The organism is Escherichia sp. E4742 (assembly GCF_005843885.1).
Lineage (GTDB): Bacteria > Pseudomonadota > Gammaproteobacteria > Enterobacterales > Enterobacteriaceae > Escherichia.
The window spans coordinates 1,691,191-1,705,067 of the sequence record NZ_CP040443.1; the positions used below are offsets into that span (position 1 = coordinate 1,691,191).

Consider the following 13,877-nt stretch of genomic DNA (forward strand, 5'->3'; position numbering starts at 1 on the left):
TCGTGCAAATTTAATATATTGCAACTCACCCAGTAGGCCTGATAAGCGCAGCGCATCAGGCATTTTTACATTTACACCTGTCTCGAAGGGGTCTTTTGACTCCTTATCAATCAACGTGTTATTACCCGCCTAAATACGCACTCCTCACTGCTTCATTCGCCAGTAGTGCGTCGCCGGTATCGGAGAGCACCACATGACCGTTTTCCAGCACGTAGCCGCGATCAGCGAGCTTTAGCGCCTGGTTGGCGTTCTGCTCGACGAGGAAGATGGTCATCCCCTGCTCGCGCAGTTGCTCGATGGTGTCGAAAATTTGCTGGATGATTATTGGTGCCAGTCCGAGCGATGGCTCATCAAGCAGTAGCAAACGCGGATTGCTCATCAGCGCACGACCAATCGCCAGCATCTGCTGTTCACCACCGGACATAGTACCTGCCCGCTGAATACGGCGCTCATGCAGACGCGGGAACAGCTCATACACCCACTTTATGCGCTCCTGAAACTGGTCACGTTCGGCAAAGAAGCCGCCCATTGCCAGGTTCTCTTCCACCGTCATTCGCGAGAAGACGCGACGTCCTTCCGGGACAATCGCCACTGCTTCGCGCATGATTTTCGCCGTCTGCCAGTCGGTAATGTCTTTATCATCAAACACAATTCGCCCGCTGGTGGCGCGCGGGTCGCCGCATAACGTGCCGAGCAAGGTGGTTTTCCCTGCGCCGTTCGCGCCAATCAGCGTAACAATTTCGCCCTGATTGATATGCAGGCTCACCTCATGCAGCGCCTGGATTTTGCCGTAGTGGGCGCTGACTTTGTCAAAAGACAACATGACTTTTTCCATCTTATGCCTCACCTAAATAGGCACGGATCACGTCCGGGTTATTACGGATTTGCTCCGGCGTGCCGTTTGCTAGTGGCGTACCCTGATTGACCACGTAAATTCTGTCTGAAATCCCCATCACCAGCTTCATATCGTGTTCAATCAACAAGATAGTGGTGTTGTGATGGTTACGCAGTTCGGCAATCAGCTCATCCAGCTCTTTCGTCTCTTTCGGGTTAAGACCTGCTGCCGGTTCGTCGAGCATTAAAATCTCCGGCTGCGTCACCATGCAGCGGGCGATCTCCAGACGGCGCTGGTCACCGTAGGCCAGGTTACTCGCCTGACGGTTAGCGTGTTCCAGCAAACCAATGCGCTCAAGCCAGGTTGCAGCGCGGTCGAGCGCCTCACTCTGGGCGCGACGGAAAGAGGGCGTTTTCAACAGGCCGGAGAACAGCCCGGTTTTCAGTTGCTGATGCTGCGCCACCAGCAGGTTTTCAATCACCGTCATTTCACGGAACAGACGCACATGCTGGAAGGTGCGCACCACGCCCATGCGGGCAATTTGCTGACCGGGCAAACCTTCCAGGTGCTGATCGCGCAGTAAAATGGTGCCGCCAGTGGGTTTGTAGAATCCGGTCAGGCAATTGAAGACCGTGGTTTTTCCGGCACCGTTAGGGCCGATTAACGAGACGATCTCCTGCGGGTACAGCTCGAGATTGACGTTGTTCACCGCCAGCAGGCCGCCGAAGCGCATCATCAGGCCGTTAACAGATAATAATGGCTGATTCATGCCTGCTCTCCTTTCGTTTCGCCGTTTTTCAGCTTGAGTTGCGGGCGCGTCATGGGCAGCAAGCCCTGCGGACGCCAGATCATCATCAGCACCATCAAACCACCGAGCATTAACATGCTGTATTCATTGAAATCACGCATCAACTCGCGCGACACCACCAGCAGAACAGCCGCCAGAATCACTGCGAATTGCGAGCCCATACCGCCGAGCACCACTATCGCCAGTACAAAAGCTGATTCGGCAAAGGTGAAGGATTCCGGGCTGACAAAGCCCTGACGCGCCGCGAACAGCGTTCCGGCAAAACCGGCAAACGCGGCACTGATGGTAAAAGCGGTCAGCTTGATACGACGCGGGCTTAAGCCCAGCGAACGGCAGGCGATCTCGTCTTCACGCAACGCTTCCCACGCGCGACCCAGCGGCATCCGTAGCAGGCGGTTAATGACGAACAAAGAAAACACCACCAAAAGCAACGCCACCAGGTAGAGGAAAATGACGCGATCGGAGGGATCGTATTTCAGGCCAAAGAAATTACTGAAGGTGTCCCAGCCACCTTCACGGGCGGTACGGCTAAACTCAAGGCCGAAGAAGGTCGGTTTCGGGATCTGACTGATACCGTTCGGACCACCGGTAATTTCGGTGTTATTGAGCAACAATATGCGCACAATTTCGCCGAAACCGAGGGTAACGATCGCCAGATAATCACCGCGCAGACGCAGCACCGGGAAGCCGAGCAGGAAACCCGCCGCCGCTGCCATTAACCCAGCAATCGGCAGACAGGTCCAGAAGCCCAGGCCGTAATAGTGATTGAGCAGCGCAAAGGTGTAAGCGCCGATGGCGTAAAAGCCGCCGTAACCCAGCACCAGCAGGCCAGAAAGCCCCACCACCACGTTCAACCCGAGGCCGAGGATAATGTAGATCATGGTCAGAGTGGCGATATCCACCGTCCCGCGCGACACCATAAACGGCCACGCCACCGCAAGCACCAGCAGCGCCACGAGGAACAGCTTTTGCTTCACCGTGGAGCCATCAATCGCTGGCAGAATAAACTTCGGCCCGGAAACGCTTTTCAACCCCTTCTGGAAAGCAGGTCGCACCAGCTGGAAGAAAAAGACCACCGCCGTACCGATAAATACCCACTGCCAACGGATGCCTGAAGCACTGTCGACCACCAGTTTGGTGCCATCCAGTTCCAGTTGCACGCCCATAAAGATGCCCGCCAGAACAAAGAACATAGCGGCAGAAAGCAGCGCCATTGCAATATGCATCGGTTTCATACTTTCTCTACCTCCGGGCGACCCAGAATACCAGTCGGCATCACCAGCAGTACCAGGATCAGCAGGGCAAATGAGACCACATCTTTATATTCCGTACTCAAATAAGCCGAAGAGAGCGCCTCCGCAATCCCCAGAATCAGCCCACCAATCATCGCCCCTGGAATGCTGCCAATCCCGCCGAGTACCGCTGCGGTAAAGGCTTTCATCCCAGCCATAAAGCCGATGTAGGGGTTAATAACGCCGTAGAACTGACCGAGCAGCACACCTGCCACCGCCGCCATCGCCGCGCCAATCACAAAGGTCAGCGCAATCACCCGGTCAGTGTTGATGCCAAGCAGGCTTGCCATTTTCAGATCTTCCGCGCAGGCACGACAGGCGCGCCCCATGCGGGAATAGCGAATGAAAATCGTCAGCGCCAGCATGGCGAGGAAGGTAACAATCCAGATCACCGCCTGCATGGTAGTAATGGAGGCAGAGAAGTTTTCACTATGGCCCACCACCCACTGACCGTTAAACAGGCTGGGCAGCGCCACGTCGCGCGAACCTTCGGTCAGGCTGACGTAGTTTTGCAGGAAGATGGACATACCGATTGCGGAAATAAGCGCAATCAGGCGTTTTGAGTTGCGCACCGGGCGATAAGCCACCCGTTCGATACTCCAGCCGTAGGCGCTGGCAATGACGATTGCGCCGACGAATCCCGCCGCCACCAGCAGCCAGCCGGTATCAATGCCCATCATCATCAGCGCAGCGATGATCATAAAGGAGACATAGCTGCCAATCATGTAAACCTCGCCGTGGGCGAAGTTGATCATGCCGATAATGCCGTAAACCATGGTGTAGCCGATGGCTATCAGCGCGTAGGTACTGCCCAGCGTGACGCCGTTAAACATCTGCTGCAAGAAATACAAAAACTGCTCAGACATAAGGTAACCTTTCTAAATCTGCCCGCTTTTCACGGGCAGAGGGATTTTCACTTGGCTGCCGTGGATGAACCGTCGGCGTGCCACTGGAAGACACCAAAATCAAATCCCTTCAGATCGCCTTTTTCATCCCAGTTCAGCGGCCCAATCACGGTGTTTGCACCGTTAGCTTTTAAATCTTTCACCAATGTCAGCGGCTCATCACTGCCGGTACGCTCAAGGGCAGTTGCCAGAGATTGCACCGCCGCGTAGGTGATCCAGACATAAGGCCCGGACGGATCTTTCTTATCCGCTTTCAGTGCATCGACGATGCCCTGGTTTGCCGAATCCTGGTCATAGCGTTTTGGCATGGTGACCAACATGCCTTCGGCGGCATCGCCGGCAATGTTCGACAGCGACGCATTACCTACACCTTCCGGCCCCATAAACTGAGTTTTCAGGCCAACGGAACGCGCCTGGCGCAGCATCTGCCCCATTTCCGGGTAGTAACCGCCGTAGTAAACGAAGTCGATGTTTTCTTTTTTCAGGCGGGCGATCAGCGCGGAGAAATCTTTTTCCCCGGCGGTAATGCCGTCGAAGAAGACGACGTTAGCGTTAGCCGCTTTCAGCCCGTCCTGCACCGAACGCGCCAGCCCTTCGCCATACTGTTGTTTGTCGTGAATGATGGCGATGCGCTGGGGCTTCACCGTCTCAAGAATGTATTTTGCCGCCGTTGGCCCTTGGGAAGAGTCCAGCCCGGCAGTACGCATGATGTGTTGATAACCGCGTTGGGTCAGCTCCGGGTTGGTCGCTCCCGGCGAGATCATCAGGATACCTTCGTCTTCATAGATATCTGACGCAGGTTGGGTAGAAGAGGAACACAGATGACCAATAACGTATTTAATGCCGTCGTTAACGATTTTGTTGGCGACCGCAACGGCTTGTTTTGGGTCGCAGGCGTCGTCATATTCCACGCCAACCAGTTTATTGCCCTTAATTCCCCCTTTGGCATTAATGTCTTTAATCGCCTGACGCGCGCCGTTAAATTCCATATCGCCCCACTGGGCAATCGGGCCGGACATCGCGCCGACAACGGCAACTTTAATATCGTCGGCTAAAGCGGTGTGTGAAATTGCCAGTGCAATCATCCCTGCGATGATAGTTTTCGCATTCCGTTTCATAGTCAAAAATCCCCACTCGTAATGTTGTGTTGCTTTGTTTTTATGTGTTAACAAATCAGACTGTTCTTTTTTATACTGCGCTGTTTTTGCCTGTCCGATTAAGGGTTTAGCGCAGTATTTTATGATGATAGTGATTAAAACCCCTATTTTTCAGTCGATTAAGAACAGATAATATTCTGAATTAATTGATAGATAAACAGAAAAAAGCGTCGTTGTCAGCATAAAATAACGGTACAAAGGGCGGAATAATTCACTACCATTCAGGGGATTATGCTGGACAATTTTCATTCTATAATGTTTTTAATTTGTAATTATTGCTGAAAAAAAATTAATCACCTGCCAAAAGAAATAAAAAAGAGAAAGCCTCCGATTAAATTATTTCGCTACACTGGTTCCACTTTTGTGATTTGTACGGGTTCCCCATGAAGCTGACCATCATTCGATTAGAAAACTTTAGCGACCAGGACCGGATTGACCTGCAAAAGATCTGGCCGGAGTATTCCCCTTCCTCTTTACAGGTTGACGATTCCCACCGTATTTACGCCGCGCGTTTTAACGAGCGCCTGCTCGCTGCCGTGCGAGTAACCTTAAGCGGAACTCAGGGAACACTGGATTCCTTACGCGTGCGGGAAGTCACCCGCCGTCGTGGTGTGGGGCAATATCTGCTGGAAGAAGTGTTACGTGATAATCCCGGCGTTTCATGCTGGTGGATGGCGGATGCAGGCGTGGAGGATCGCGGCGTGATGACGGCATTTATGCAGGCACTGGGGTTTACGGCACCGCAGGGCGGCTGGGAAAAGCGTTAATCGTCAAGTTTGATTTCAAAAGTGATGACCAACGAGAAATTGCCTGATGCGCTACGCTTATCAAGCCTACAATGTGTGTTGCAATTTACTGATTTCTTTGGATCTTGTAGGCCGGATAAGGCGTTTACGCCGCATCCGGCATGAAGCAACGTACTCGATATTAGCAATTTGGCGGCAACCCAAAGTTGCCGATTAATGATTACTTCGCATCGGTCGCCGTGCCGTTGGCGTGCCAGTCAAATACGCCGAACTCAAAACCTTTCAGATCACCTTTCTCATCCCACGTCAGCGGCCCCATCACGGTATCCACCGAGTTCGCTTTCAGGTATTTCGCGATCTCCGCCGGATCGTCAGACTGATTCAGCCCCGCCTGCAAAGATTGCAGCGCGGCGTAGGTGGTCCAGACGAACGCGCCGCTTGGGTCCTGTTTTTTCGCTTTGATGGCATCAACAATCGGTTTGTTCGCCGGAACCTGATCGTAGTTCTTCGGCTTGGTCACCAGCAGTCCTTCCGCTGACTCGCCCGCGATATTAGACAGCGAGACGTTAGCCACACCTTCCGGCCCCATAAACTGAGTTTTCAACCCTGCCGCGCGTGCCTGACGCAGGATTTGCCCCATTTCCGGGTGGTAACCGCCATAGTAAACGAAGTCGATATTCTCTTTCTTCAGACGCGCCACCAGCGTTGAGAAATCTTTTTCCCCGGCGGTGATGCCATCAAAGAACACCACGTTAGCATTACCTTTTTTCAGGCCGTCCTGCACCGCACGCGCCAGACCTTCGCCGTACTGTTGTTTGTCGTGGACGATAGCAATACGCTGCGGTTTCACTTTCTCAAGAATATATTTTGCCGCCGTCGGCCCCTGGTCGGAGTCCAGGCCGGTGGTGCGCATGATCAACTGATAGCCACGCGCGGTCAGCTCTGGTGCGGTTGCCGCTGGGGTGATCATTAAAATGCCTTCGTCTTCGTAGATGTCAGACGCTGGCTGCGTTGATGAAGAACAGAGGTGACCAATAACGTATTTAATGCCGTCGTTAACGACTTTGTTCGCCACCGCGACCGCCTGTTTCGGGTCACAAGCATCGTCGTATTTTACGATTTGCAGTTTGTTACCTTTAACGCCGCCTTTGGCGTTGATATCCGCTACCGCCTGCTCTGCGCCAGTAAACTCCTGGTCACCGTACTGGGCCACCGGACCAGACATCGCGCCCACGACCGCAACTTTAATATCTTCCGCCAGAGCCATATTGCTGAATGCCAGCGCGATACATCCTGCCAGTAACGCTTTACCCTTTATATTCATCCTGAGAATCCCCATTCTTCTGGTTATTACGTGTGTTGTGGTGTTGTGATTCAGCACTTTATTTCGTTTTATGCATGACTACCCGTGCTTTAGCAGCATACTCTGCTAAAACATACCCCATTTTTATGATATTGGAATAGCTATTTTGACAATTTATTAACAAACTGCACGGGGGTTGGCTTTTGCCAGAAGAGAAAATTGATTATTGCAGAGACCCAAAAAACAAAAACCCCGGATTCTCATCCAGGGTTCTCTGCTTAATAGCGGAAATTACGCTTCAATAGCAGCGCGAAGTTTTTTCATCGCATTCTTTTCAAGCTGACGCACACGCTCAGCGGAAACACCGTAGCGGTCAGCCAGTTCCTGCAACGTGGACTTGTTGTCTTCGTCCAGCCAGCGAGCGCGGATGATGTCCTGGCTACGTTCGTCCAGACCCTGCATTGCGTCGGTCAGGCGGTTTGCCGCCTGCTCTTCCCAGTTATCATCTTCAATGCCGTCGGCAAAGTTGGATGATTTATCCTGCAGATAGAGCACCGGAGCCATCGGCTGGCTGTCAGAATCGTCGTCGGAAGACATGTCAAAAGTCATGTCCTGTGCCGCCATACGCGATTCCATTTCACGCACGTCTTTGCTGGTTACGCCCAGTTCGCGAGCCACCATTTCGACTTCATCCTGGTTAAACCAGCCCAGACGCTGCTTGGTTTTACGCAGGTTAAAGAACAGCTTGCGCTGCGCTTTGGTGGTCGCAACTTTGACGATACGCCAGTTACGCAAAACGTATTCGTGGATCTCTGCTTTGATCCAGTGGACGGCGAAGGAGACCAGGCGCACACCCACTTCCGGGTTGAAACGGCGCACTGCTTTCATCAGGCCGATGTTACCTTCCTGAATCAAATCCGCCTGTGGCAGGCCATAGCCCGCATAATTACGAGCAATATGAACAACAAACCGCAGGTGAGACAGGATCAGCGTTTTAGCTGCTTCCAGATCGCCATGGTAATGCAGCTTTTCAGCCAGCGCCCGCTCCTCGTCAGCCGACAACATCGGCCACGCGTTAGCTGCCCGGATGTAGGAATCCAGGTTGCCAACAGGGGCTAAAGCTAAACTTTGCATTTTGTCAGTCATTCAAATCCTCTCAATCGATATCTTCTGGCGCCTCAGTGGTAGCAACAACTGTGCCAGAGCTTAAGAGCAATGAGGTTATCATTCACTGTTTTATCAGACCGTGATTTTATCCACAAGTTCAATGCAACGCTGTGAATAAATTACGCACAAAATGTGACATAGAGATGAAATACCGGGAAGAGACAACGGGGTCTCTTTCCCTGCTACGGAACCCATTGCAGGGAAAGAGTATAACACGCTTTTATTATTCAGGCGTAAAGTGCCGTAAATGTTGTACCGTGGCAAGCCAGGCTGCCACCCAGCCAATCATCGAACACACCAGCAGCAAAAGCAGACATTCATCGAAAGATAAGCCATTGATATCAAACTTAGTTCCGAAAACCTGCGCCACTTCCGCCACCGCTGACGACAAACGCAGTACCAGAATTTCTGACAAAATTAATGACAACAATGCGCCAGAAAATCCCAGCAGCGCGCCACCGTACAGGAACGGGCGAAGGATGAAACCATCCGTCGCACCAATCAGTTTCTGCACGTTGATGGAGTCACGGCGAGCAAATATGCTCAGACGCACGCTGTTGCCGATGACGAGGAACACAGCCGCCACCATCAATACGCCGATCATCGCCGAAACGCGCCCGACCAGCCCGGTCAACGCCGCCAGACGGGCAAACCAGCTGTCATCCATCCGCACTTCGTCAATGCCGTTAATCTGAGTGATACGATCGCGCAGCGTATTCAGTGACTCCGTCCCCTGAAAATCGAGTTTCGGGATCACCACTGCCACTGCCGGAAGCGGGTTTTCTTCCAGCATATCCAGCGCACCACCAAAACCAGACCAGTTACGGAACTCGCCCAGTGCGTCTTCACGAGAAAGATAGTTCACTTTCTCCACGCCCTGCTCGGCCTGTAGCTGCGCCACCACGCCCGCAGCGGCGTCATCATCCAGCGTTTTTTGCAAGTAAACGGTAATTTGCGGTGACGGATAATACTGCGTCGCCGCCTGGTTAACGTTTTTGTACACCATATAGCAGACGCTTGGCAGCGTCAGGGAGATGGCGATGACCATCACGGTTAGAAACGTGGCGAACGGTTTGCTTTTCAGATCCTGCAAAGCGCCGTGGAACGCATAGCGCACCTGTTCGTTGAAAACGTTGGTTTTGCGATTTGCCGGTTTTGGCGAGGACTTCGCGCGTTTCGGCGCGTTACGCCCACCGTCGCCAGAGCCGCCAGCCGATTTACGGAAGCGATCAAGACGCCCGCCAAACTGCCGGATATGATTGATTGCATCGCGCTTATTCATGGCCCACGCCTCCATGCAAGTGACCATCGCTCAGGGTGAGCATGCGATAGGAACGTCGTGAAATCAGGTTGATGTCGTGTGTTGCCATCAATACTGTTACCCCAACGCGATTAAACTCTTCAAACAGACGTAAAATCCCTTCTGACAACGCATCATCCAGGTTACCGGTCGGTTCGTCCGCCAGCAGTACCGCAGGTTTGTTCACCACCGCGCGGGCAATGCCAACGCGCTGCTGTTCACCGCCAGAAAGCTGTATTGGAAAGTTTTTCGCTTTGTCCAGTAGCCCGACTTTGTCCAGCGCCGCCGATACACGACGACGAATATCGTCACCGCTGGCACCGGCGATAATCAACGGGATCGCCACGTTATCATAGACAGTACGGTCCATCAGTAGATGGTGATCCTGGAAAATCATGCCGATCTGGCGGCGCAGAAACGGAACTTCACGGTTTTTCAGACGCGTGATGTCATGGCCGCTAAACCAGATTTTCCCGGCGCTTGGCCGCTCAATCCCACAGATCAGCTTCAGGAGGGTACTTTTCCCTGCACCGGAATGACCGGTCAGAAACGCCATCTCACCCGGCTGCATATGAAACGTAACGCCCTGCAGCGCCTGTCTCCCACCGAGATAAGCCTTGCTGACATGTTCAAAGCGAATCATTGTTAATCCTCTCGGGCAAAAAGTGCCTCTATAAAGTCGTCCGCTTTAAACGGACGCAAATCCTCAATACGTTCGCCGACACCAATATAGCGGATAGGAATACCAAACTGGTCAGCCACCGAGAAAATTACCCCGCCTTTCGCCGTGCCGTCCAGTTTCGTTAACGTGATGCCGGTTAAGCCAACCGCTTCGTGGAACAGTTTGGCCTGGCTTACCGCGTTCTGCCCGGTGCTGGCGTCGATAGTCAGCATAACTTCATGTGGAGCTTCAACGTCGAGTTTCTTCATCACGCGGACGATTTTCTTCAGCTCTTCCATCAGGTGCGATTTGTTCTGCAGGCGTCCGGCGGTATCGGCAATCAGAACGTCAACATTACGCGCCTTCGCTGCCTGAATGGCGTCGAAGATAACAGAGGCGGAATCTGCACCTGTATGCTGGGCAATCACCGGGATATTGTTGCGCTGACCCCAGACCTGAAGCTGCTCAACCGCTGCCGCACGGAAAGTATCGCCCGCCGCCAGCATCACCGATTTACCCTGCTGCTCAAATTGACGTGCCAGCTTACCAATCGTCGTGGTTTTACCCACACCGTTGACACCCACCATCAGTATCACAAACGGAGCTTTGCCTTCGACGTTCAGTGGTTCATCGACTTTCGCCAGAATCTCGCCCATCTCTTCTTTCAGCAGGCCATAGAGCGCCTCGGCGTCACGAAGCTGCTTGCGGGATGCGCCTTCTGTCAGATTGGTGATGATTTTACGCGTGGTTTCCACACCCACATCGGCGATCAAAAGCTGCTCTTCCAGCTCCTCAAACAGATCATCGTCGATTTTTTTACCGCGGAACAGGCTGATAAATCCGGAACCGAGATTTTCTTTGGTTTTTAACAGGCTGCGTTTCAGGCGCGCGAAGAAACCTTCTTTGGTCGGTTTTTCTTGCTCCTGGGCAATTTCTTCAACCGGCTGCTCTTCTTCTGCCGGAGGAACCACCATCACCGCCTCTTCTGCCGCTTCGGCAGCCAGCGCCTGTGCTTCCAGTTCTTCGTCGGTGATTTCTTCTTTAGCCGCTTCTTCTTGCGCCGCTTCGACAATCTCTACGATTTCCGCTTCTGCCTGCCATTCTTCTGGCGAAACCTCTTCGGCGTTGACGTCTTCCGGCAACGGCAGCTCTTCACGTTCAATAGCCACTGGCTCCGGCGTAACTTCAGGTTCAACTACCGGTGCTGGCGATTCTTCCACTACGGGTTCTGGCTGCGCACTGACTTCCGCTTCGATAACAGCTTCAGGCTGCACTTTCTCGCTTTCGGCAACCTGTTCAGTCACTTCCACCACTTCGGCAGCAAAAGTTTCCGCCTCGGCTTCAGTATGGGCCTGCGGCAACTCCTCAACAGGTTGTTCAGCAACCTTCGCAGGCTCTTCTGCCTGGACTGTTTCTTCTACAACCGATTGATCATTTTGGACTTCTGTCTCTTTTTCCGGGGTCTGCTCTTTTTGACCAAAGCCCAGCCAGGAAAAAAAGCCACGTTTTTTTTCTTTCGCCATCTGCGACTACACTCCTCGCTGTTGCTTCATGGCACAGCGTTAACGCTATGTACATAGCAGCTAAAAAAATGATGAAATAGTCTATCACTTAACTGAATACACATCACCGCCTGCAATTATGTGTTATCTGGCGGATTGAGCAATTTATCATGAAAAAACCGAATCATTCCGGTAGCGGCCAAATCCGCATTATTGGCGGGCAGTGGCGAGGCCGTAAACTCCCGGTTCCGGACAGCCCAGGCCTGCGCCCCACCACCGATCGCGTGCGCGAAACGTTATTTAACTGGCTGGCTCCGGTTATCGTCGATGCGCAATGTCTGGATTGCTTCGCCGGTAGCGGCGCGCTGGGGCTGGAAGCCTTGTCTCGCTACGCTGCGGGCGCCACGCTGATTGAGATGGATCGTGCGGTGCATCAGCAATTAATCAAGAATCTGGCAACCCTGAAAGCAGATAATGCGCGGGTGGTTAACAGCAATGCAATGTCATTCCTGGCGCAAAAAGGCACACCGCATAATATCGTGTTTGTCGATCCGCCATTCCGCCGAGGCTTGTTGGAAGAAACCATTAATTTACTGGAAGACAACGGCTGGCTGGCTGACGAAGCCTGGATATATGTCGAGAGTGAAGTCGAAAACGGTCTGCCTACTGTTCCGGCAAACTGGTCGTTATATCGGGAAAAAGTGGCGGGGCAAGTTGCTTATCGGTTGTATCAGCGTGAAACACAAGGAGAAAGTGATGCTGATTAATATTGGACGTTTGTTAATGCTTTGCGTATGGGGATTTTTAATCCTCAATCTTGTTCAGCCATTTCCGCGACCGCTGAATATTTTCGTTAACGTGGCGCTGATTTTTACCGTGCTGATGCATGGTATGCAGCTGGCGCTATTGAAATCCACTTTGCCGAAGGATGGTCCGCAGCTTACCACCGCCGAAAAGGTGCGTATTTTCCTTTTCGGCGTGTTTGAACTGCTGGCCTGGCAGAAGAAATTTAAAGTTAAAAAATAACCTTATTGTTCGCCAACAAAGCTGACAAAACGCGTGCCTTTATAGCTCAGCGTACCTTTATCGCCCACTGTCAGGGCGTGGTACTGCTGGGCATCTAGACGGAACGTCTGCTCCAGTCCACCGCTTTGCGGTTTGAAGCTTGCCTCATAGCGCATACTGGTGCCAGCCGGAGTCACTTCCTGCTGGCGCGAACGGCGATCGTTAATTGGTTTTCCCGCTTGTTACTCACCACCACCAGCTTTTGCTGGAGCGGTGCCATATCATTATCAGCTTTTTCCCGCCGCTGCTGCATAAAGCGAAACGATGCAGCGACAACAATTAAGCCAATGATAACAATAAAGAAAAGAGGTGGTTTACTCATCTTTGTACCTTATCGGAAAATGCGGAAATAAGCATACCCTGCCCGTTATGGTGTTGTCATCTGTCCGCCCTCGCCACTAAACTGAATAGCAAGACTGTAGGCATTCCGCTTACTAAATAATAACGAATTCAAGGAACTAAGATGCTTTGGTCGTTTATCGCTGTCTGTCTTTCCGCATGGCTATCTGTGGATGCCTCCTATCGTGGTTCAACCTGGCAACGCTGGGTGTTTAAACCGTTAACTCTTCTGCTACTGCTGTTGCTGGCCTGGCAAGCGCCGATGTTCGACGCCATTAGCTATCTGGTGCTGGCGGGGCTATGTGCGTCGCTGCTGGGCGATGCGTTAACCCTGTTACCACGCCAGCGTCTGATGTACGCCATCGGTGCGTTTTTCCTCTCACACTTGCTGTACACCATCTATTTTGCCAGTCAGATGACGCTCTCCTTTTTCTGGCCGTTGCCGCTGGTACTGCTGGTTCTTGGCGCGCTATTGCTGGCCATTATCTGGACGCGTCTGGAAGAGTTCCGTTGGCCTGTCTGTACTTTTGTCGGTATGACGCTGGTGATGGTGTGGCTGGCAGGTGAACTGTGGTTCTTCCGTCCGACCGCTCCGGCGCTCTCTGCGTTTGTCGGCGCGTCGTTGCTGTTTATCAGTAACTTTGTCTGGCTGGGTAGTCACTATCGCCGCCGCTTCCGGGCCGATAACGCCATTGCCGCAGCTTGTTATTTTGCCGGTCACTTCCTCATCGTCCGCTCGCTGTATCTCTGATAAAACTTGACTCTGGAGTCGACTCCAGAGTGTATCCTTCGGTTAA

The 13,877-nt window shown here is 52.6% G+C and carries 14 protein-coding genes and 1 pseudogene; 4 read left to right on the forward strand and 11 right to left on the reverse strand.

All coding sequences use genetic code 11. The annotated features are described in order from the left end of the window. Positions 1–121: 121 nt before the first annotated feature. Genes livF through livK form a run of 5 tightly spaced genes read right to left on the reverse strand, consistent with a single transcriptional unit; the run spans position 122 to position 4,958 of the window. Positions 122–835 carry a high-affinity branched-chain amino acid ABC transporter ATP-binding protein LivF gene (gene livF, locus FEM44_RS08235; RefSeq protein ID WP_000416891.1) on the reverse strand — a complete coding sequence of 238 codons (714 nt, stop codon included), beginning with the start codon at positions 833–835 and terminating at the stop codon, positions 122–124. Between the two features lies 1 nt (position 836). Then, complete coding sequence (gene livG, locus FEM44_RS08240; protein ID WP_001075510.1) at positions 837–1,604, reverse strand: high-affinity branched-chain amino acid ABC transporter ATP-binding protein LivG; 768 nt, start codon at positions 1,602–1,604, stop codon at positions 837–839. Beyond that, positions 1,601–2,878: a branched chain amino acid ABC transporter permease LivM gene (livM, locus tag FEM44_RS08245; protein ID WP_135522470.1), complete on the reverse strand. Its 1,278-nt coding sequence runs from the start codon at positions 2,876–2,878 to the stop codon at positions 1,601–1,603. The genes livG and livM overlap by 4 nt, the downstream gene beginning before the upstream one ends. Next, entirely contained in the window at positions 2,875–3,801 is a 927-nt protein-coding gene (gene livH / locus FEM44_RS08250; protein WP_001295111.1) for a high-affinity branched-chain amino acid ABC transporter permease LivH, read from the reverse strand. The genes livM and livH overlap by 4 nt, the downstream gene beginning before the upstream one ends. A 47-nt stretch (positions 3,802–3,848) precedes the next feature. Next, complete coding sequence (gene livK, locus FEM44_RS08255; RefSeq protein ID WP_135522469.1) at positions 3,849–4,958, reverse strand: high-affinity branched-chain amino acid ABC transporter substrate-binding protein LivK; 1,110 nt, start codon at positions 4,956–4,958, stop codon at positions 3,849–3,851. Positions 4,959–5,380: 422 nt separating this feature from the next. On the opposite strand from livK, the gene panM reads away from it, so the two are divergent. Then, a complete protein-coding gene (panM, locus tag FEM44_RS08260) occupies positions 5,381–5,764 on the forward strand; it encodes an aspartate 1-decarboxylase autocleavage activator PanM (protein ID WP_135522468.1) in 384 nt (127 codons plus the stop codon). A gap of 199 nt (positions 5,765–5,963) precedes the next feature. Here panM and livJ read toward each other — a convergent pair whose 3' ends face one another. From livJ to ftsY, 5 genes are all read right to left on the reverse strand, one after another. Further along, on the reverse strand, positions 5,964–7,067 hold the full coding sequence (gene livJ / locus FEM44_RS08265; protein ID WP_130258727.1) for a branched chain amino acid ABC transporter substrate-binding protein LivJ: 1,104 nt from the start codon (positions 7,065–7,067) through the stop codon (positions 5,964–5,966). Between the two features lie 270 nt (positions 7,068–7,337). Then, positions 7,338–8,192, reverse strand: a complete 855-nt coding sequence (gene rpoH / locus FEM44_RS08270) for an RNA polymerase sigma factor RpoH (RefSeq protein WP_000130220.1) — start codon at positions 8,190–8,192, stop codon at positions 7,338–7,340. 244 nt (positions 8,193–8,436) lie between these two features. Continuing rightward, positions 8,437–9,495 (reverse strand): permease-like cell division protein FtsX, encoded by a 1,059-nt coding sequence (gene ftsX, locus FEM44_RS08275; protein ID WP_130209080.1) that lies wholly within the window; start codon positions 9,493–9,495, stop codon positions 8,437–8,439. Then, on the reverse strand, positions 9,488–10,156 hold the full coding sequence (ftsE, locus tag FEM44_RS08280; RefSeq protein WP_000617723.1) for a cell division ATP-binding protein FtsE: 669 nt from the start codon (positions 10,154–10,156) through the stop codon (positions 9,488–9,490). The genes ftsX and ftsE overlap by 8 nt, the downstream gene beginning before the upstream one ends. A gap of 2 nt (positions 10,157–10,158) precedes the next feature. Further along, positions 10,159–11,697 carry a signal recognition particle-docking protein FtsY gene (gene ftsY, locus FEM44_RS08285; protein ID WP_138158963.1) on the reverse strand — a complete coding sequence of 513 codons (1,539 nt, stop codon included), beginning with the start codon at positions 11,695–11,697 and terminating at the stop codon, positions 10,159–10,161. Between the two features lie 149 nt (positions 11,698–11,846). Here ftsY and rsmD point away from each other — a divergent pair, with 149 nt between their 5' ends. Both rsmD and FEM44_RS08295 read left to right on the forward strand, forming a co-directional pair. Further along, complete coding sequence (gene rsmD, locus FEM44_RS08290) at positions 11,847–12,443, forward strand: 16S rRNA (guanine(966)-N(2))-methyltransferase (RefSeq protein WP_130209084.1); 597 nt, start codon at positions 11,847–11,849, stop codon at positions 12,441–12,443. After that, a complete protein-coding gene (locus FEM44_RS08295) occupies positions 12,433–12,702 on the forward strand; it encodes a DUF1145 family protein (protein WP_089635439.1) in 270 nt (89 codons plus the stop codon). The genes rsmD and FEM44_RS08295 overlap by 11 nt, the downstream gene beginning before the upstream one ends. 2 nt (positions 12,703–12,704) lie before the next feature. Here FEM44_RS08295 and FEM44_RS08300 read toward each other — a convergent pair. Next, positions 12,705–13,063, reverse strand: a pseudogene (locus FEM44_RS08300) (DUF2500 domain-containing protein). A 141-nt stretch (positions 13,064–13,204) separates the two neighbouring features. On the opposite strand from FEM44_RS08300, the gene FEM44_RS08305 reads away from it, so the two are divergent. Then, complete coding sequence (locus FEM44_RS08305) at positions 13,205–13,831, forward strand: lysoplasmalogenase (RefSeq protein ID WP_135522466.1); 627 nt, start codon at positions 13,205–13,207, stop codon at positions 13,829–13,831. Positions 13,832–13,877: the final 46 nt, after the last annotated feature.